The 18,944-nt window shown below is 65.6% G+C and carries 13 protein-coding genes and 1 riboswitch; of the genes, 8 read left to right on the forward strand and 5 right to left on the reverse strand.

What is annotated here, in order from left to right:
* Complete coding sequence (gshB, locus tag D579_RS0102405; RefSeq protein ID WP_038050130.1) at window positions 1-951, reverse strand: glutathione synthase; 951 nt, start codon at window positions 949-951, stop codon at window positions 1-3.
* Between the two features lie 183 nt (window positions 952-1,134).
* On the opposite strand from gshB, the gene pilG reads away from it, so the two are divergent.
* Genes pilG through D579_RS0102435 form a run of 6 tightly spaced genes read left to right on the forward strand, consistent with a single transcriptional unit; the run spans window position 1,135 to window position 10,897 of the window.
* Window positions 1,135-1,551 (forward strand): twitching motility response regulator PilG, encoded by a 417-nt coding sequence (gene pilG / locus D579_RS0102410; protein WP_018175663.1) that lies wholly within the window; start codon window positions 1,135-1,137, stop codon window positions 1,549-1,551.
* Between the two features lie 45 nt (window positions 1,552-1,596).
* Window positions 1,597-1,962 (forward strand): PleD family two-component system response regulator, encoded by a 366-nt coding sequence (locus tag D579_RS0102415; RefSeq protein WP_018145129.1) that lies wholly within the window; start codon window positions 1,597-1,599, stop codon window positions 1,960-1,962.
* Window positions 1,959-2,537, forward strand: coding sequence for a chemotaxis protein CheW (locus D579_RS0102420; RefSeq protein ID WP_018145130.1), 579 nt, complete (start codon window positions 1,959-1,961; stop codon window positions 2,535-2,537). The genes D579_RS0102415 and D579_RS0102420 overlap by 4 nt, the downstream gene beginning before the upstream one ends.
* A 39-nt stretch (window positions 2,538-2,576) precedes the next feature.
* A complete protein-coding gene (locus tag D579_RS0102425) occupies window positions 2,577-4,664 on the forward strand; it encodes a methyl-accepting chemotaxis protein (protein ID WP_026289419.1) in 2,088 nt (695 codons plus the stop codon).
* Window positions 4,665-4,679: 15 nt separating this feature from the next.
* Entirely contained in the window at window positions 4,680-10,409 is a 5,730-nt protein-coding gene (locus D579_RS0102430; protein WP_018951001.1) for an Hpt domain-containing protein, read from the forward strand.
* Window positions 10,406-10,897, forward strand: a complete 492-nt coding sequence (locus tag D579_RS0102435) for a hypothetical protein (protein WP_018168944.1) — start codon at window positions 10,406-10,408, stop codon at window positions 10,895-10,897. The genes D579_RS0102430 and D579_RS0102435 overlap by 4 nt, the downstream gene beginning before the upstream one ends.
* Window positions 10,898-10,951: 54 nt before the next feature.
* Here the strand turns inward: D579_RS0102435 and D579_RS0102440 are convergent, their stop codons facing one another.
* The 4 genes from D579_RS0102440 to metK all read right to left on the reverse strand — a co-directional run bounded on the left by D579_RS0102440 (window position 10,952) and on the right by metK (window position 15,371).
* Window positions 10,952-11,698, reverse strand: a complete 747-nt coding sequence (locus D579_RS0102440) for a 16S rRNA (uracil(1498)-N(3))-methyltransferase (RefSeq protein WP_018951002.1) — start codon at window positions 11,696-11,698, stop codon at window positions 10,952-10,954.
* 5 nt (window positions 11,699-11,703) lie between these two features.
* Window positions 11,704-12,558 (reverse strand): methylenetetrahydrofolate reductase [NAD(P)H], encoded by an 855-nt coding sequence (metF, locus tag D579_RS0102445; protein WP_018145135.1) that lies wholly within the window; start codon window positions 12,556-12,558, stop codon window positions 11,704-11,706.
* 95 nt (window positions 12,559-12,653) lie between these two features.
* The gene (gene ahcY / locus D579_RS0102450; protein WP_018951003.1) at window positions 12,654-14,066 is read right to left on the reverse strand and encodes an adenosylhomocysteinase; all 1,413 of its coding nucleotides are present in this window, start codon (window positions 14,064-14,066) and stop codon (window positions 12,654-12,656) included.
* Window positions 14,067-14,085: 19 nt separating this feature from the next.
* A riboswitch (S-adenosyl-L-homocysteine riboswitch) is annotated at window positions 14,086-14,166 on the reverse strand.
* A gap of 32 nt (window positions 14,167-14,198) precedes the next feature.
* On the reverse strand, window positions 14,199-15,371 hold the full coding sequence (gene metK / locus D579_RS0102455) for a methionine adenosyltransferase (RefSeq protein WP_018951004.1): 1,173 nt from the start codon (window positions 15,369-15,371) through the stop codon (window positions 14,199-14,201).
* A 406-nt stretch (window positions 15,372-15,777) separates the two neighbouring features.
* Between metK and tkt the strand changes: the two genes are divergently transcribed.
* Both tkt and gap read left to right on the forward strand, forming a co-directional pair.
* Window positions 15,778-17,778 carry a transketolase gene (gene tkt / locus D579_RS0102460; RefSeq protein ID WP_026287884.1) on the forward strand — a complete coding sequence of 667 codons (2,001 nt, stop codon included), beginning with the start codon at window positions 15,778-15,780 and terminating at the stop codon, window positions 17,776-17,778.
* A gap of 41 nt (window positions 17,779-17,819) precedes the next feature.
* On the forward strand, window positions 17,820-18,818 hold the full coding sequence (gene gap / locus D579_RS0102465) for a type I glyceraldehyde-3-phosphate dehydrogenase (protein ID WP_018145139.1): 999 nt from the start codon (window positions 17,820-17,822) through the stop codon (window positions 18,816-18,818).
* Window positions 18,819-18,944 lie beyond the last annotated feature (126 nt).

An 18,944-nucleotide genomic window follows, 5' to 3' on the forward strand; every position in this document is an offset into this window, starting at 1 on the left:
TCATCCTTCGATCGGGCGAGTGAGGTGGTCGATGTACTGGCCGGCCAGGTCGTCGCCGCCTGCCGCGTCCAGTTCGCGGACACCGGTGGGGCTGGTGACGTTGATCTCGGTCAGGGAGTCCCCGATCACGTCGATGCCGACGAAGTCCAGCCCGCGGGCCTTCAGCTCCGGGGCGATTTCGCGGCAGATCCAGCGATCGCGTTCGGTCAGGGGCACGGCCTCGCCCCGGCCGCCGGCGGCCAGGTTGGCGCGGCTTTCGCCCGCGGCCGGGATGCGGGCCAGGGCGTGGTCGTAGGGCTCGCCACCGATCAGGATGATGCGCTTGTCCCCAGCAGTGAACTCCGGCAGGAAGCGCTGCGCGACCACGCTGCGCTGGTCGAACTCGGTGATGGTCTCGAGGATCACCGAGGTGTTCGGGTCGCCCTCGCGGACACGGAATATCGAGGCCCCGCCCATGCCGTCCAGTGGCTTGACCACGATGTCTCCCTGCGCCTCGAGGAAGGCGCGGATCCGGCCCCGGTCACGGGTAATCAAGGTGGGCGGGCAGCACTGGGGGAAGTGGACGGTAAAGGCCTTCTCGTTGACGTCGCGCAGGGCCTGCGGGCGGTTCGATACCCGTACGCCGTCGCGCTCGGCGAGCTCGAGCGCGTAGGTCGCGTAGATGTACTCCAGATCGAACGGCGGGTCCTTGCGCATCAGCAGCAGGTCGAAGCGCGCCGCCGGACCCGTCACGGGCTCGCCCAGGGTGAAGAAGTCCTCGTGCCGGTCGTGCACGTCGATCGGGCGGCTCCGGGCCGCCGCCCGGCCCTCTTCGATCCACAGGTCGGCCGGCTCCAGGTAGTGCAGGCGATGGCCGCGGGCCTGTGCTGCCAGCATCATGGCGAAGGTGGTGTCCTTCCACGGTTTGATACCCGCGATCGGGTCCATCAGGATGGCGATGTTCTGGGCCACGTTGCCTCGCACGAACGGGATGTTCCGGGGAGTATGCCATGCCCGCCGGGGCTGTCGGTGACCCCGCAAGCTGGATCAGCGCCGCGCGCGTTGCGGCCCCCGGTATGCAATATCATTGTGTGCTGTTTGTCACAGAGCCCCGGTTCCGCTAGATTCGGGGCGAAATGACCTCAGGGGGAAAAGGTGTCTAACGCGCTTGCCGAAGCGGACTCGGCCACCGAGTTTCAGGGGCTCAAGGTCATGGTGATCGATGACAGCAAGACCATTCGGCGTACCGCCGAATCCTTGCTGCAGAAGCACGGGGCCGAAGTCATCACCGCCGTGGACGGCTTCGAAGCGCTGTCCAAGGTCGCGCAGTCGCGCCCGGACATTATCTTCATCGACGTCATGATGCCGCGTCTGGATGGCTACCAGACCTGCGCACTGATCAAGAACAACAGGGAATTCCGTGCCACGCCGATCATCATGCTGTCGAGCAAGGACAGCGTGTTCGACAAGGCGAAGGGGCGCGTTGTGGGGTCGGAAGACTACCTCACCAAGCCGTTTACCCGGGATGACCTCCTGGGCGCCATGCGCCGATACGCCAGTCCTGCGGCGTGATGCACAGCGTCGCCACTGCACACCAACCAAGGAAAGACGAACCCCATGGCCCGCATTCTGATCGTTGACGATTCGCCGACCGAAATCCATGTCCTGCGCACGATGCTCGAGAAAAACGGGCACTCGGTGACCACCGCCGAAAGTGGCGAGGATGGGGTGGCCGCCGCCAAGTCGCAGGTGCCGGATCTGGTCCTGATGGATGTGGTGATGCCGGGCCTGAATGGCTTCCAGGCCACGCGTCAGCTTTCCCAGGCGGATGAAACCGCGCATGTCCCGGTGGTTGTGGTCAGCACCAAGGATCAGGCCACCGACCGGGTCTGGGCGATGCGTCAGGGGGCTCGCGACTACATCACCAAGCCAGTGGTCGAGAAGGACCTGCTGGCCACCATCGGGAAATATCTGTCGGCATGAAGACCGACCTGTCCTCGCCGTTTGCGCTGATTGCGAGCCTTGATCGTGAAGGGCGCCGCGTCAATCGCGAATTGCGGCGGGACATCGGCACCGGCTGGCGCGGCGTCCTGTTGCGGGTTGGCGATTTCCGCTTCCTGGTCGATATGGATTCGATCGCGGAGGTCGCCGACCCGATGGCGCTGACCCGCGTGCCGCTGGCGGATTCCGCCGTGCTCGGCGTGGGCAATCTGCGGGGGCTGGTGCTGCCGGTCTTCGACATGGGCAGGCTGCTGCTGGACCGGCCATTGCCGGACGACGCGACCGGGCAGCGCATCGTGGTGGCACCTCAGGGCCAGGGCATGGCCGGGCTTCTGGTCAGCCAGGTCGAGGGGATGCGCCGTTGCATCCCCTCCCAACGGCGCCTGGAGGTCTCGGTACCCGAGGCCGTCCGACCCTTTATTACTGGCGGATTCGATCTCGGGCACCGGTTGCACCCGGTGCTGGATCTGGACCTGCTACTCAATGACAACAATCGCTTTACCGGCACGGGCTTGGCCGGTGCATCCAATAGCGAACAGTCCGCAGCTACCGTCTGATGACGGGGTTCGCGGTGCTGCGACAGGGAGTATGAACTGATGGGATCGAGTCGTCGCGCACGTAACTTCGTCCTCGGGGGCTTGCTGGTGCTGGCCCTGATCGCGACAGGCGGGGCCTTTACCTACCACGAGTACGAGCAGAGTCAGTACCGTGACCGGATCGCGCTGGCCAATGACTTGCGTCTGTTGTCGCAGCGTCTCGCCACCAGCTCGCTGGAGGCGGCCGCCGGCTCCGAGCAGGGATTCCGCGATCTGCAGTCCCTGCGCGATGACTTCGAGGCCCGCCTGGATCGAATCCGCCAGGGGGGTGACGGTCTGCAGCCACTTCCGGAACCCTTGCAAGAGGATATCGCCGCGGTGGATCGCGAATGGTCGGCGTACCGGGACAACATCAACACGGTCATCCTCGGGCGTTCGGACATCCAGTTGATCACGGAATTCTCCGATGCGGTGGCCGCGTTTTCGCCGGAGCTCTCGCGCCTGTCCGACGATGTGGTGCGGCGCATGACCCGGATCGGCGAGCCGCCGGAGCAGGTCTATGTGGCGGCGCGCCAGACCATGCTGATTCAGCGTATTGCCAACAGCCTGGGTCGCGTGCTCCAGGGGGGCGCCGAGGCGGCCCCGGCGATCGAGCGCTTCGAGCGTGATGCAACGTTGTACGGCCGCGTGCTGGACGGCCTGATCGAGGGGTTCGCCCCGCTGGGGGTCGAACCGGTCGATGACCCGCAAGCGCGTGCCTTGCTGATGGAGATCGCCACGCTGTTCGTCGCCTTTAGCGAGGCCGTGGAAGGCGTTCTGGATACCTCCACCCAGGTGTTCGAGGTCAATGCGGCGGCCTCCAATGTCGAGGCCAGCAGTGGCGCGATGCTGGAGACCACCGGGGACTTCGAAAACGCCATCACCGTTGAGGCCGAACGCGCGGGCTTGGTCGCGCTCATCGGGTTCGGCTTCGGTGGCCTCGCGCTGCTGCTGCTGATCGCGATGGGTCTGTTCCTCTACCGCGATACCAAGCGCGAGCTGGCCGAGACCGAGGCGCAGAATGAACGCAACCAGCAGGCAATCCTGCGCCTGCTCGACGAGATGATGAACCTTGCGGATGGCGACCTCACGGTCAACGCGACGGTGACCGAGGACTTCACCGGGGCCATCGCGGACTCGATGAATTACGCGATCGAGAACCTGCGCACCCTGGTCGCGACCATCAACACGGTGGCGGCCGATATCAGCGAATCCTCGGCTTCCACGCGGTCCCAGGTGCTGGGGCTGGCCGAGAAGTCGGAAGAACAGGCCCGCGAGATCCAGCGCGCGGACGACGCGATCGAGGAGGTGTCGGGCTCGGTCGACAAGGTCGCCCAGGATGCCGAACAGTCGGCCTCCGTGGCACGTAACTCGGTGGAGATTGCATCCCGCGGGGCGGGCACCGTGCGCCGTTCCATCGAGGGCATGGACAACATCCGCGAACAAATCCAGGAGACGGCGAAACGGATCAAGCGCCTGGGTGAATCGTCGCAGGAGATCGGCGACATTATCGGCCTGATCAACGACATCGCCGAACAGACCAACGTGCTGGCACTGAATGCGGCGATCCAGGCGTCTGCCGCGGGCGAGGCCGGTCGCGGCTTCGCGGTGGTGGCGGATGAGGTCCAGCGCCTCGCGGAGCGTTCCTCCAGCGCGACCCGTCAGGTGGAAGGGCTGGTCAAGGCCATCCAGGCCGATACCAGCGAGGCCGTGAGCTCCATGGAACAAAGTACCGCCAACGTGGTGCAGGGGGCCGAACTGGCCCAGGCCGCGGGCGAGGCGCTGTCCGAGATCGAGCAGGTCTCCAGTGATCTGGCGGATCTGATCGACGGGATCTCCTCGTCGGCGCGCAAGCAGTCCGAGATGGCGCAGGATGTGACCTCCATCATGGCCCAGATCCGCGAGATTACCTCCGAGACCACGCAGGGGACCCAGTCCACCGCGGCGGCGATCGGCGACCTGGCCCAGCTCTCGGCCCAGCTGCAGTCCTCGGTATCGGACTTCAAGCTGCCGGAGCCGGGCGGCACCACCGAACGCGTCGATGCTGCGATCGAGGGGGAGCCGGCTTCCGACCCCGATCCGACCTCTTCCGACGAACAACGAGCCTGACGGCGGACGCGGCCGATGGCATCCAGCGCACTGAACTGGGTCCGCGACGAACTCGACAAGCTGTTTGTCGAGGTCCAGGACGCGTTGCGACGGTACTCCGACGATCCGGGCTGTAGCGATTGTCTGGCCGAGGCGCGCAGTCGTGTCGAACAGATCCGCAACACCCTGGTCATGGTCCAGGTCGACAGCGTGGTCCTGATCTGCGACGAGATGTTGCAGGTCCTGGGGCAGATCGAACGCGCTGACGAGCCGAATGTGGCCGCCACCGAGCCGCTGCTGCGGGCCGCCCTGCAGCTGCCCGACTACCTCGAGAACGAGGGCGATGGCGAATTGCCGTCGCCCATGATCCTTGTCCCTCTGCTGAATGAGTTGCGCACCAGTCGCGGCGCTTCGTTGCTGCTGGATGTCGCGGCATTGATGCCGGACCCGCAGACAGTGGACGACGAGCGTGTAGGCTCGGGTGGCGATGTGCTCGATCCGGCATCTCGCGTCCCGCTGCTGCAACAGGCGCGTCGGCGCTTTCAGCGCGATCTGCTGGAATTGGTGCGCGGCGAAGATGCGACCGAACCAGCCGCCCGAATGCAGGCGACTGCCCGCGTGGTGGAGGAGGCCGTTCCGGCGGGCGAGGCCCGGCGCTTGTTCTGGGTCGCCGGTGCGATGCTCGAGGCGGTCGCCGAGGGCGGTGTTGAAGCCGATACCGACGTGCGCCGACTGGTCGGCCGGGTCGATCGCGAACTCGGACGCTATCTGAACGCCTTGTCGGCCCATGTGGAGGCCGGTAATGCCGGATCGGAACCGGAATACGAGGCATCGCCCGACCTGATCAAGACCCTTCTGTTCCACGTTGCCTGTGCAACCTCCGAGGGTGAACAGACCCTCGCCGTGCGCGAGGTATTCGGGCTCGACCAGTTGAGCCTCGTGGAAGGTGGTACCGGGGTGGGCCGTTCGGTCTACGACAACCTGCGCCAGGCCCTGGAAGACGACCTTGCCGAGGTCCGCGAGCGGCTGGATGTCTTGATGCGGTCACAGGTGCGGGGTGTCGACGACCTCGAGAGCCTGCGCGGGCAGGTCGAGCGTATTGGCTCGACACTCAGTCTTCTCGGGCTGGATGCCGGACAGGACCACACCGACGCCCTGATGGCATCGCTTACTCCCGAGCGCGCGGGCGCGGCGGATGAACAGGTCGACATGGTGCTGGCGGAGCACCTGCTGGCGCTGGAGTCCCTGCTGGAATCGGGTCTGCGCCGCAAGAGCGCCAGCCCCTCGCCCCAGGCCGAATTCGATCGCGCGCTGGCGGCGGCCGTCTACAAGGAGGCCCTGGTGGATGTGCGCCGGGTCCGCGACATCTTCCTCGGATTCCTTGATGCCGGCGCGGACGCCTCTGGCGATGGACTCGACGAGGCCCTCGAGGGGCTGCGCCGGATCGAGGGCGCGATGTCGATGTCCGGCTTCGAGGCCCTGCACGCCCTGCTGGGCCCGCTGATCCGTCATCTCGATTCCCGCGCCGGCATGGCAGCGGCCGAACTCGACGAAGGCGAGATCGACGCCCTTGCCGAGGTCCTTAGCAGTATCGAGGTCGCCCTGGAGTCTTCCGGACAGCCCTGGCGTGAGCTGGACAGTGTTCACGAGCGGGGGATTGCGGCCCTGCAGCGCATTGGTGCGATCTCCGGCGGCGGCGATGTCGCCGCCGTCCGTCTGGCTGCGGCCCCGGATGCGCCGGCGGCAGACACCGGGGCTGAAGCGGACCCCGCCGGCCTCGCCGAGCCTCCGGTTTTCGATCTCGGCACACCCGGCGATGAACCTGACGAAGATCCATTGGACACGCTCGATGCCGATGCCGATGCCGATGCCGATGCCGATGCCGATGCCGATGCGGCGCCAGTCGTGCAGCCGGCGAGCCCGCTGCCCGCGGCCGGCCGCGATTCATTGCCTTTCGACGACACCGTGCTGGCGGAGCAGGTCCGCGGTCCCGATGTGGACCTGGAAATCCTGGAAATCTTCCTCGAGGAGGCGGACGAGGAGGTAGCCAGTCTGGGCGAACACTTCCCGCGCTGGCAGGCCAACCCGGCCGATCTCGACAGCCTCTCGGTCATTCGCCGTTCCTTCCACACGCTGAAAGGGTCGGGCCGGTTGGCCGGCGCCTTGCGTCTGGGCGAATTCGCCTGGGCCGTGGAGTCGTTCCTCAACCGCCAGCTGGATTCCGGCCAGGAGGCGGACCACGCCACGTTGCAGGTCATCGAGGATGGCATCGGCGTCCTGCCCGGACTGGTCGCGGAGGTGCGTGACGATACCGGGCCGGTTACACCGGTTCTGGACATTGCCCTGCGTCTGCGGGCTCTGGCCGCCGGCGAGCCGGAACCCGACGAGGCCGAAACGGAAGATGACGAGGCGGCTGTGCGCGCTGCGCCGCCGGGGGCGGACGCGGAGTTCGAGGCCCTGGCGCGCACCCTCGACGAACTGGACGCACCGGATTCGTTCGCAGGCGCCGAGACGGCAGCCCCCGACCAGGACGAGGCGGTCGACGAGCTCCTGCAGGAGCCGGGCGCCTTTGTGCCCGATCTGCCGCCGGATGCCCTTGCAGCGGCGACCGACAGAACGGAATCCGCAGAGTCCGAGTACGGCGGAACCCTGGATTCGCCGTGGCAGACGGAAGAGCCGCCGGCGGCTGAGCGGTCTGCTGAACCGCTGGATCTTGACGCCCTGGAGCTTCCCGCCGATGCCTTCGAGGTGACCGAAGAGGCGCTGACCGAGGGCGACACGATGGCCCCGGATGTTGGGGTCGAGGTCGGGGAGGATTCCGGCGCCGTCGAGGAGGGCGCCCTCGAAGGTCCTGTCGACGGAGAGGCCGAGGCTGAAGAGCCGGAGCTCCCGTCCGAGCCTGTGGCCGATCGCATGGACACGGATCCCCAGCTGTGGCAGGTGTTTGCCGCTGAGGCGCAGGTCCATCTGCTCGCGCTGCGTGGTTGGCTGGACGAGTCCCAGTGGCGCCCGGACCGGGTCCCGAATCATGACCTCGAGCGGGCGCTGCATACCCTGAACGGCAGCGCCCGGACCGCCGATATTCGTGGCATTTATTCGGTGTGCGGACCGTTCGAACGGCTGATCCGGATCCATCGCGACATGGAATGGGCGCTGCTGCCGCAGGCCATCGAGTTGCTGCGGCAGCTGGAGACGTACGTGGCCGATGCAGTCGGCGACGAGGCACCGGACCCGCTCAAGGTCCTGGACCCGCCGCCCTGGGCCCCCGAGGTCTATGCCCTGCTGGATAATGCGACCGCGGAACAGCTGCTGCGAACAGAAGATGATGCCAGCGAGGAAGAGTCGCCCGACTTCGACGACCTCGATGTCGCCGAGTCGACCGCAGAGCCGGAACCGGAACCGGAGATCGACTGGGAGTTTGCCGAGGTCTTCATCGAGGAGGCGCGCGATATCCTCGAGTCTGCGTTCACGGCCCTGAATGGCTGGCGCGAGACTGGGGGGCGCCCGGGGCCCGATCAGAATGCCTTCCAGCGCGAAGTGCACACCCTGAAGGGCAGCGCCCGCATGGCCGGTTTCACCGTGGTCGGAGCCATTGCGCACGCCCTGGAAAGTGCGTTGAGTGTGGAGACCGAGACCGGTCTGGAGCCGCGCGACGGCTTCTTCCAGCTTACCGAGCGGGCCTTGAGCGACGTACAGCGCCTGGTCGAGCGCGGGGTCGGGGCCTGGCAGATGGACGAATCGGCCAGCGAATCGCTGCCCGCGCTGCGCGCCTGGGCCGGGGGTGAAGCGGACGCCGAATCGACCGAAGCGGAGCCCGAGACGGATACGTTTGAGAGCGACGACTCCGAAGCCGAAGCCACCTCCGGGAAGGATCTGGTGGTCGAGGAGGCCCGAGCGGAGACGGACCGGCGCAGCCACGAGACGCCGGAGACCGAGGGCCGGCGGATCCAGGACCAGGTGCGCATGGATGCCGAGGTCCTCGACAGCCTGGTGAACAATGCCGGCGAGCTGGCGACCTTCCATCGCCGCTTCGAACAGACGGTTGGGCGGGTCGAGAGCCAGGTCGACGAACTGGAGCGCACCATCGCCCGTCTGCGCGACCAGCTGCGCAAGCTCGAGATCGAAACCGAGACCCAGATCCTGTTCCGGGTGGAGGAGGAGAGTGGGGAGGACGCCCTCGACTTCGATCCGCTGGAAATGGACCGCTATTCCGGCATCCAGCAGCTGTCCCGCGCGCTCGCCGAGAGTGTCAGTGACCTCGAGGCCCTGAAGCAGGAAGTCGGTGACGAGTTGCAGAATGCCGGGGGCATCCTTCTGCAGCAGCGGCGCGTGGGAACCGATCTGCAGGACCAGTTGATGCGTCAGCGCATGGTGCGTTTCGCGCGTATGGCGCCGCGGCTACGACGGGTGGTACGCCAGGCGGGCGAGGACCTGGGCAAACAGGTCCGCGTCGAGTTCACCGGCCAGGGGGCCGAGCTGGACCGTGCCCTGCTGGAACGCCTGGTGTCGCCGTTGGAGCACCTGCTGCGCAATGCCATTGCGCACGGTATCGAAGGTGCTGCCGAGCGGGAACAGGCACACAAGCCGGCGCAGGGCCAGATCGATGTCAGTCTGGAGCAGTCCGGCAGCGAGATCCGGTTGCAGGTCACGGATGACGGTCGGGGCATCGATGCCGAGGCGATCCGGGCGCGCGCGGCGGAGCGCGGGCTCATCGCGGCGGATGCCGAGGTCACGGATGCCCAGGCCCTGCAGCTCATCCTGCAGTCCGGTTTCTCCACCGCCGCCGAAGTCTCGCAGGTGGCGGGGCGCGGCGTTGGCCTGGACGTGGTGAACAGCGACGTGAAACAGCTGGGCGGCACGCTGGAGATCCAGTCGACGCCAGGCAAGGGCTCGCGTTTCATCATGCGCCTGCCGTTCACCCTGGCGATCTCGCAGGCCTTGCTGGTGCAGGTGGGCGAAGAAACCTTTGCCGTCCCGATGGCCTCGGTGGAGGGCGTGGTTCGCGCGCGAGCCGAGGAGATCGATCGCCGGGACGACGAGGCAATCTACAACTACATCGGTCAGGACTACGCAGTGCGCGGGCTCGGTGACTTGATGGGTGTGGAGAGTCAGGCGGGCGTCGAACACTTGCCGGATCATCCGTTCCCGTTGTTGCTCGTGCGCGCCGATGATCAGCGTATCGCGTTGCGCATTGACGGCCTGCTGGGTAGTCAGGAGGTTGTGGTGAAGTCGGTGGGCCCGGTCCTCAGTCGTATCCCGGGTGTGGCCGGTGCCACCCTCCAGGGCGATGGTTCGGTCATGCTGATTCTTGATCTGAGCATGTTGGTGCGGTTTGCCTCCGCGACGGCGTCCCTGGCGGAGGCGCCGCAGGCTGTTGTCGAGACGGCGAGCGCGAAACGGATCATGGTGGTGGATGACTCGATTACCATTCGCAAGGTCACCGCGCGCCTGCTGACGCGCCACGGCTACGACGTGGTCACGGCCCGTGACGGTCTCGATGCGGTGGGCCTGCTGGACGAGCGGCGCCCGCAGCTGATCCTGCTGGACGTGGAGATGCCGCGCATGGACGGCTTCGAGTTCGCCGCCCACGTGCGCGATCATCCGGACTTCGGGGGGGTGCCCATCATCATGATCACCTCGCGCAGCGGGACCAAGCACCGCGAGCGAGCCAACCGTCTCGGGGTCAACGGTTATCTCGGGAAACCGTATCTGGAGAATGACCTGCTGAACGCGATCCGCGAGCAACTCGAAGGGATACTGGCATGAGCGAGGAAGCACAGGGTCAGGCCGTCGAGGCGGTGATCGTTCAGCTGGATAGCGGCTCCATCCTGCTGCCCCGCAGCGCCTTTCTCGAGGTGACCACCCGCGCCGGGGCCGTCCAGCAGGAATCCGAGCATCCGGATGTCCCCTGGCTGCAGCCCAGCCTGGTCTGGCAGGACGTGCAGGTGCCGGTGATCAACGTGAACCAGTTGCTGGATCCGGGCCGCGACAGCGGCGAGGATCGCCGGCGGTTCACCCGGCTTCTGGTGATGCAGGCGGTGATGCAGCCGGATCACCTGCCGTTTTATGCCCTGGAGGTTCGCGGTACGCCGCATCCGGTGCAGATCACCGCGCAGAATATCTATGCGCTGGAGGACGTCGACGCCACTCCGTGGTCCTGGCGGGTGAAGGCCTCGGGCGTGACGACGCACTTGCTTCGACTGGATACCCTCGAGCAGCGTCTGCTCGAGCTTGCGGAGACGCAGCCAGCCTGATCATGTGGCGGCGACTCGAGGCGACCCCACCGGGGCGGTTCCCGCCTGTTGTGACTAGCCTCGAAGGTCCCCGAGACGCGCCTGTACCAGGGTGATCAGGGCCATTGCGGCCGTCTCGGTGCGCAGGGTCCGCGGGCCCATGCCGACGCCCAGAAATCCGCCTGCCCGGGCCTGCTCGCGCTCCGCAGGCGTTAGCCCCCCTTCCGGTCCGATATACAGCGCCACTGCGCCGGGCGGGTGCCCGCGTGCGACCAGGCGGTCGTCCAGCCCGGGCGCGCCTTCCTCGGCGAGCAGCCCGAGGCTGTCCGGGCATTCCGCGAGTGCGGCCGCGGGCAGGGCCGGTTGATGTAGCGCGGGCAGTTCATTGCGGCCGCATTGCTCCACAGCGGCCTGCAGGATGCCCTGCCAGTGCCGCTGGCGCTTCTCCAGTCCCTTGTGGGCGGCAGCCGAACGCGAGCGCTCGCACAGCACCGGGCGGATGGACTGAACGCCGAGCTCCACGGCCTTCTGAATGGCCAGGTCCATATGGTCGCCGCGGGCCACGCCCTGCAACAGGTGGATCGGAAACGCGGGATGGGTCGGGGCGGCGGCACGTTCGCCCAGATGGAAGGTGCCGTGGCGTCGGTCGGTGAGTTCGAGGGTCGCGTCGAATTCGTTGCCGACGCCGTCGAAGACGCGGCAGGGGGCACCGCTTTTCAGACGCAGGACGGTGGTGGCGTAATGCAGCCGGTCCTGTGGGGCGGGGAGCAACTGCCCCGCGGCCAGTGCCTCGGATTCGAGCAGCAGCCGGGGGCAGCGCATGCCGTCTACTTCCGGTTGTCGAGGTCCAGGGCCTTCCAGATCTGTTCGGTCGGTCCGGCCTGGTTCATCGAATAGAAGTGGATTCCAGGCGCGCCGTTATCGAGCAGGTCGTCGGTCAGACGCGTGGCGACCTCGATCCCGAATTTGCGGATCGATTCCTTGTCGTCGCCATAGGCCTCCATCCGCTTGCGGATGTAGCGCGGGATCTCGGCGCCGCACATCTCGGAGAAGCGCACGATCTGGGTGTAGTTGGTGATCGGCATGATCCCGGCAATGATCGGGATTGTGATGCCCATCTTCTCTACCCGTTCCATGAAGGCCACGTAGGCGTCCGGATTGTAGAAGTACTGGGTGATCGCGGCGTCGGCGCCAGCATCCACCTTGGTCTTGAAGTTCTCCAGGTCCTTCTCGGCATTCGGTGCCTGCGGATGGAACTCCGGATAGGCCGCGACCTCGATCTTGAACTGGTCGCCGAACTCGGCGCGGACGAACTCCACCAGCTCGGAGGCATAACGGAAATCACCGCCGGAATGCTTGGTGCCGGACGGCAGGTCGCCGCGCAGCGCCACAATGCGCTTGACCCCGGAATCGCGGTAGGTCGACAGCAGGTCCCGCAGCTCGTCCTTGGTCGACGAAATGCAGGAGACATGCGGGGCGGCGGGGATGCCATCGTTGTCGATGATGTCCCGGACCGTCTCCAGGGTGCGGTCGCGGGTGGATCCCCCGGCGCCGAAGGTGACGGAATAGAACTCGGGATTCAGTGCGCCCAGACGCTTGCGGGCCTTGGCCAGGCGTTCGGCTCCGGCCTCGTCCTTGGGCGGGAAAAATTCAACGCTGTAGACGCGTTCTTGTGCAGACATGTTTGTCCTCCAGACAAAAAGAAGGCGGACCGCACGAACATGCGGCCCGCCTCGGCGTTCACATTACCAACGAATTGAAATGTGAGGCTGGCCGATCAGTAGCGGTAGTGTTCCGGCTTGAACGGGCCATCCGCCGACATACCCAGGTACTTCGCCTGATCGTCGGTAAGACGGGTCAGGTTGGCGCCCAGCTTGAACAGGTGCAGCTGTGCGACCTTCTCGTCCAGGTGCTTCGGCAGCACGAAGACGTTCTTGTCGTACTGGTCACCCTTGGTCCACAGCTCGATCTGAGCCAGGGTCTGGTTGGTGAAGGAGTTGGACATCACGAAGCTCGGATGGCCGGTACCGCAGCCCAGGTTCACCAGGCGGCCTTCGGCCAGCATGATGATCCGGTTGCCATTCGGCAGGATGATGTGGTCAACCTGCGGCTTGATGTTCTCCCACTCGTACTTGCGCATCGCGGCCACGGCGATCTCGGAGTCGAAGTGACCGATGTTGCAGACGATGGCCTGGTTCTTCATGCGGGTCATGTGATCTTCGGTGATCACGTCCTTGTTACCGGTCGCGGTGACAAAGATCTCGGCCTTGTCGGCCGCGTCTTCCATCGTGACGACGCGGAAACCTTCCATCGCGGCCTGCAGGGCGCAGATCGGGTCGATTTCGGTGATCCACACGGTGGCACCGAGGCCGGCCAGCGACTGGGCGGCACCCTTGCCGACGTCACCGTAGCCGCAGATCACGGCGATCTTGCCGGCGATCATGACGTCGGTGGCGCGCTTGATGGAGTCCACGGTGGACTCGCGGCAGCCGTACAGGTTGTCGAACTTGGACTTGGTGACCGAGTCATTGACGTTGATCGCCGGGAAGGCCAGTTCGCCGTCTTTCGCCATCTGGTACAGGCGATGCACACCGGTGGTGGTCTCTTCGGTCACGCCCTTGATCTTGGCGAGCTGTTCGGAGTACCAGGTCGGCTGCTTGGCCAGGCGATCCTTGATCGAGGCAAACAGGGCGACTTCTTCTTCGTTCTCCGGGTTGGAGATGACCGACTGGTCCTTCTCGGCCTTGGCGCCGATGTGCAGGAGCAGCGTGGCGTCACCGCCATCGTCCAGGATCATGTTGGCGCCGCCGTCGAATTCGAAGATCCGGTGGCAGTAGTCCCAGTACTCTTCCAGGGTCTCGCCCTTCACGGCGAAGACCGGGGTGCCGGCGTCGGCAATCGCGGCCGCGGCGTGGTCCTGGGTGGAGTAGATGTTGCAGGAGGCCCAGCGCACGTCGGCACCCAGGGCTTCCAGGGTCTGGATCAGCACCGCGGTCTGGATGGTCATGTGCAGGGAGCCGGCAATCTTGGCGCCCTTCAGCGGCTTGGAGGCCGCGTACTCTTCGCGAGTCTGGACCAGACCGGGCATTTCGGTCTCGGCAATCGCAATTTCCTTGCGGCCGAATTCGGCAAGGTTAATGTCCTTGACGACGTAATCGGTGGTCTTTTTGTCGTTCATCACAGCATTCATGGATCAACTTCTCCGTTTATCTGGATGAGCGCCGTGTTCATGTTTCAGGGTGCATCCGGCTGAGCCTGACGGTAAAACCGCTGCAGCGCTCCTCAGCCGGATGGGTATTTCTTTCAAGAAATGTCGGGGCTCTTAGAGGCCCGACATCTTCTTAAGTTCCTCGGCCTTGTCGGTACGCTCCCAGGGGAGGTCGACGTCTTCGCGGCCGAAGTGACCGTAGGCGGCAGTCGCCTTGTAGATCGGACGCAGCAGATCCATCATCTGGATCAGGCCCCACGGGCGCAGATCAAACACTTCGCGCACAAAGCCTTCGATCTTGCGATCGTCCAGCTTGCCGGTGCCGAAGGTGTCGATCGTGATCGAGGTCGGCTCGGCCACGCCGATGGCGTAGGAGACCTGGATCTCGCACTTCTCGGCCAGGCCGGCGGCAACGATGTTCTTGGCCACATAGCGACCGGCGTAGGCTGCGGAACGGTCCACCTTGGACGGGTCCTTGCCGGAGAACGCGCCACCACCGTGACGGGCCATGCCGCCGTAGGTGTCGACGATGATCTTGCGGCCGGTCAGGCCAGCGTCGCCCACCGGGCCGCCAATCTCGAACTTGCCGGTCGGGTTGATGTGGAGCTTGTCGTCGGCGACCTGGCTCAGCCATTCAGCCGGCAGGACCTTCTTGAAGATCTCTTCGTAGATCGCTTCCTTCAGATCCTTCTGCGAGATGTCCGGGCTGTGCTGGGTCGACAGGACCACGGCGTCCAGGCCGGCCGGCTTGCCATTTTCATAGCGCAGGGAGACCTGGCTCTTGGCGTCCGGACGCAGCCACGGCAGCTTGCCGCTCTTCATCAGTTCGGACTGGATGCGCACCATCTTGTGGGCGTAGAAGATCGGGGCGGGCATCAGGGTGTCGGTCTCGCGGGCGGCGTAGCCGAACATCAGGCCCTGGTCGCCAGCGCCCTGGGTGGCGCGGTCGGAGACGTCGCGGTCCACACCCATGGCGATGTCCTGGGACTGCTCGCCCAGCACGTTCAGCACGGCGCAGGTCTTGCCGTCGAAGCCGACGTCGGAATCGTTGTAGCCGATCTCGACGACGGTGTCGCGCACCAGGCGCTCGTAGTCGATCTGCGCGCCAGTGGTGATCTCGCCCAGCAGCATGACCATGCCGGTCTTGGTGGCGGTCTCGCAGGCGATGCGTGCATGCGGGTCCTGCTCGATGATGGCGTCGACGATGGTGTCGGACACCAGGTCAGCCATTTTGTCGGGGTGACCGGCAGAGACAGATTCCGAAGTAAAGATATAGTCGTTGGACATTAAGCGTTCCTTTTGGGGTCGTTTCGATTTAGTTTTGCGCAAAACGACCTCTAGTGTAACGCGACTCGCAGGATTTTTCTAAGCCCCTCCCCCGCGACAGTCAGGGCATCGGTGTCCCGGCCGGCGGCGAGGGCGCAGCGTGGCGCGGTTTGGGGCCGACTTGCCCCGGTGCCCGAAAGTGGCCAAAATGCACCGCCTTTGATGGGGAGTGCTGCCCGCCGCGCGTTCGCGTGGCCGAGTAAGGGCCCGCTCCCGCAGGCTGCTCGGGCCACCGCCGTGCGCTGGCGCGCCGGCCGGTACTGGTGAGCCCTCGTTCGGTCGACTCGTCCGGGTCTGCCGCCGCTGGCGCCTCGCGCCGCCGCCCGCCATCAGCCGAACCCAATACTACTTAGAGCAGGAGATCAGCATGCCGACCCGTAGAGAGCTTGCAAACGCCATCCGCGCCCTTTCGATGGACGCAGTTCAGAAGGCCAATTCCGGTCACCCGGGAGCGCCGATGGGGATGGCGGACATCGCCGAGGTGCTGTGGAACGACTACATGCAGCACAACCCGGCGAACCCGAGCTGGCCGGATCGCGACCGCTTCGTGATGTCCAACGGTCACGGCTCCATGCTGGTCTACTCGCTGCTGCATCTGAGCGGCTACGACCTGCCGATGGACGAGATCAAGCAGTTCCGTCAGCTGCACTCCAAGACCCCGGGCCACCCGGAATACGGCTACACCGCCGGTGTCGAGACCACCACCGGTCCGCTCGGCCAGGGCATCTCCAACGCGGTCGGCATGGCGCTGGCCGAGAAGATGATGGCCGCCCACTTCAACCAGCCCGGTCACGACATCGTCGACCACAACACCTACGCCTTCCTCGGCGACGGCTGCATGATGGAAGGGATCTCCCACGAGACCTGCGCGCTGGCCGGCACCCTGGGTCTGGGCAAGCTGGTCGCGTTCTGGGATGACAACGGCATTTCCATCGACGGCGAGGTCGAGGGCTGGTTCACCGACGATACCCCGGCCCGTTTCGAGGCCTATGGCTGGCACGTCGTGCGCGGCGTGGATGGCCACGACGCCAACGCGGTCAAGGCCGCGATCGAAGAGGCGCGCCAGAACAGCGACAAGCCGAGCCTGATCTGCTGCAAGACCGTGATCGGCTTCGGTTCCCCGAACAAGTGCGGCAAGGAAGAGTGCCACGGCGCCGCCCTGGGCGACGACGAGGTCGCCCTGACCCGCAAGGAACTGGGCTGGGAGCACGGCCCGTTCGAGATCCCGGGCGACATCTACGAGGGCTGGAGCGCGAAGGACAAGGGTGCCAAGGCCGAGACCGAGTGGAAGGAACGCTTCGCCGCCTACAAGGCCGCCCATCCGGAACTGGCCGCCGAGTTCGAGCGCCGGATTGCCGGTGATCTGCCGGCCGACTGGAGCGAGAAGGCCAACGCCTATATCAAGCAGACCATCGAGAAGGCCGAGAAGGTCGCCTCGCGCAAGGCCTCGCAGAACGCGATCGCCGGCATGGCGCCGGCCGTTCCGGAACTGCTGGGCGGTTCCGCCGACCTGGCCGGCTCCAACCTGACCATGTATGGCGGGTCCAAGGGCGTCACCCGTGACGACGCCGCCGGCAACTACGTGTTCTACGGCGTGCGCGAGTTCGGCATGGCCGCAATCATGAACGGCATCGCCCTGCACGGCGGGTTCATCCCGTACGGCGGTACCTTCCTGATCTTCTCCGACTATGCCCGTAACGGCATCCGCATGTCCGCGCTGATGAAGCAGCGCGTGATGTACGTGCTGACCCACGATTCCATCGGTCTCGGCGAAGACGGCCCGACCCACCAGCCCATCGAGCAGACCCCGAGCCTGCGTCTGATCCCGAACCTGAACGTCTGGCGCCCCTGCGATGCGGTCGAGACCGCGGTCGCCTGGAAGGCCGGCATCGAGCGTACCGACGGCCCGTCCGCGTTCATCCTGTCGCGTCAGGGCCTGCCGCACATGGAGCGTGACGGCGAGCAGCTCGCCAACATCGCCCGCGGCGGTTACGTGCTGAAGGATTGCGACGGCACCCCGGACCTGATCTTCATCGCCACCGGTTCCGAGATTGAACTGGCCGTGCAGGCCGCCGACGTGCTGAGCGGCGAGGGCAAGAAGGTCCGCGTGGTCTCCATGCCCTGTGTCGAGCTGTTCGACCAGCAGGATCCGGCCTACCGCGAGGCCGTGCTGCCGAAGGCCGTGCGGGCCCGTGTCGCCATCGAGGCCGGCGCGACCACGACCTGGCACAAGTTCACCGGCCTCGACGGCGCGGTGTTTGGCCTGGATCGCTTCGGCGAATCCGCCCCGGGTGGTGCCCTGCTCGATTACTTCGGTTTCAAGCCGGAGAACGTCGCCCAGGTCGCACGTGACGTGATGAACGGCTGAGCCCGAATCGATTTCGCTTAAGCAATAAAGAGGAGACTCTCATGTCTATCAAGGTTGGTATCAACGGCTTCGGTCGTATCGGCCGCATGGCTTTCCGTGCCATCGCCAAGGATTTCCCGAACCTCCAGGTGGTCGGCATCAACGACCTGCTGGACCCGGAATACCTGGCCTACATGCTGCGTTATGACTCGGTCCATGGCCGCTTCGAAGGCGACGTCAGCGTCGACGGCAACGACCTGGTGGTCAATGGCAACCGCATCCGCCTGACCGCCGAAAAGGATCCGGCCGCGCTGAAGTGGGGCGATATCGACGCCGACATCGTGATCGAATCCACCGGTCTGTTCCTGACCGCCGAGACCGCCCAGAAGCATCTGGACGCCGGCGCCAAGAAGGTCGTGATGTCCGCGCCGTCCAAGGACGACACCCCGATGTTCGTCTTTGGCGTGAACCATGGTGAGTACGCCGGCCAGACCATGGTTTCCGCCGCCTCCTGCACCACCAACGCCCTGGCCCCGGTGGCCAAGGTGCTGAACGACAAGTTCGGCATCAAGCGTGGTTTGATGACCACCGTGCACGCCGCCACGGCGACCCAGAAGACCGTCGATGGCCCGTCCATGAAGGACTGGCGCGGGGGCCGCGGCATCCTGGAGAACATCATCCCGTCCTCCACCGGTGCCGCGAAGGCCGTGGGCAAGGTGCTGCCGGAACTGAACGGCAAGCTGACCGGCATGGCCTTCCGCGTGCCGACCTCCGACGTGTCGGTGGTCGACCTGACCGTGGAGCTCAACAGCGACGCCAACTACGACGACGTCTGCGCCGCCATGAAGAAGGCCTCCGAGGGCGAGCTGAAGGGCGTGCTGGGCTACACCGAAGACCTGGTGGTCTCCACCGACTTCCGTGGTTACACCGCCCCGTCCGTGTTTGACGCCGGTGCCGGCATCCAGCTGGACCCGACCTTCGTGAAGGTCGTCGCTTGGTACGACAACGAGTACGGCTACACCTGCAACATGCTGCGCATGGTGGAGCACGTCGCCAAGTAAGGCCGGATGGCCGGGCCCCTCGGGGTCCGGCCATTTGCATTGCCTGGGTCCAAGAGGCCTGGGGCCAGTCCCTGCGGGGGCTCGCCCGAAGCCTTTTCTCTTTCAACCGTATTTCGAGAGGTACTC

This window comes from Thioalkalivibrio sp. AKL12, from assembly GCF_000377925.1.
Taxonomy (GTDB): domain Bacteria; phylum Pseudomonadota; class Gammaproteobacteria; order Ectothiorhodospirales; family Ectothiorhodospiraceae; genus Thioalkalivibrio; species Thioalkalivibrio versutus.

What these genes read in the sequence shown, in the direction of transcription:
- D579_RS0102415 (WP_018145129.1), top strand. Translation starts at nt 1,597, where the DNA reads ATGGCCCGCATTCTGATCGTTGACGATTCGCCGACCGAAATCCATGTC.
- D579_RS0102420 (WP_018145130.1), top strand. Translation starts at nt 1,959, where the DNA reads ATGAAGACCGACCTGTCCTCGCCGTTTGCGCTGATTGCGAGCCTTGAT.
- D579_RS0102435 (WP_018168944.1), top strand. Translation starts at nt 10,406, where the DNA reads ATGAGCGAGGAAGCACAGGGTCAGGCCGTCGAGGCGGTGATCGTTCAG.
- metK (WP_018951004.1), bottom strand. Translation starts at nt 15,371, where the DNA reads ATGTCCAACGACTATATCTTTACTTCGGAATCTGTCTCTGCCGGTCAC.
- gap (WP_018145139.1), top strand. Translation starts at nt 17,820, where the DNA reads ATGTCTATCAAGGTTGGTATCAACGGCTTCGGTCGTATCGGCCGCATG.
- D579_RS0102425 (WP_026289419.1), top strand. Translation starts at nt 2,577, where the DNA reads ATGGGATCGAGTCGTCGCGCACGTAACTTCGTCCTCGGGGGCTTGCTG.
- D579_RS0102440 (WP_018951002.1), bottom strand. Translation starts at nt 11,698, where the DNA reads ATGCGCTGCCCCCGGCTGCTGCTCGAATCCGAGGCACTGGCCGCGGGG.
- metF (WP_018145135.1), bottom strand. Translation starts at nt 12,558, where the DNA reads ATGTCTGCACAAGAACGCGTCTACAGCGTTGAATTTTTCCCGCCCAAG.
- ahcY (WP_018951003.1), bottom strand. Translation starts at nt 14,066, where the DNA reads ATGAATGCTGTGATGAACGACAAAAAGACCACCGATTACGTCGTCAAG.
- D579_RS0102430 (WP_018951001.1), top strand. Translation starts at nt 4,680, where the DNA reads ATGGCATCCAGCGCACTGAACTGGGTCCGCGACGAACTCGACAAGCTG.
- tkt (WP_026287884.1), top strand. Translation starts at nt 15,778, where the DNA reads ATGCCGACCCGTAGAGAGCTTGCAAACGCCATCCGCGCCCTTTCGATG.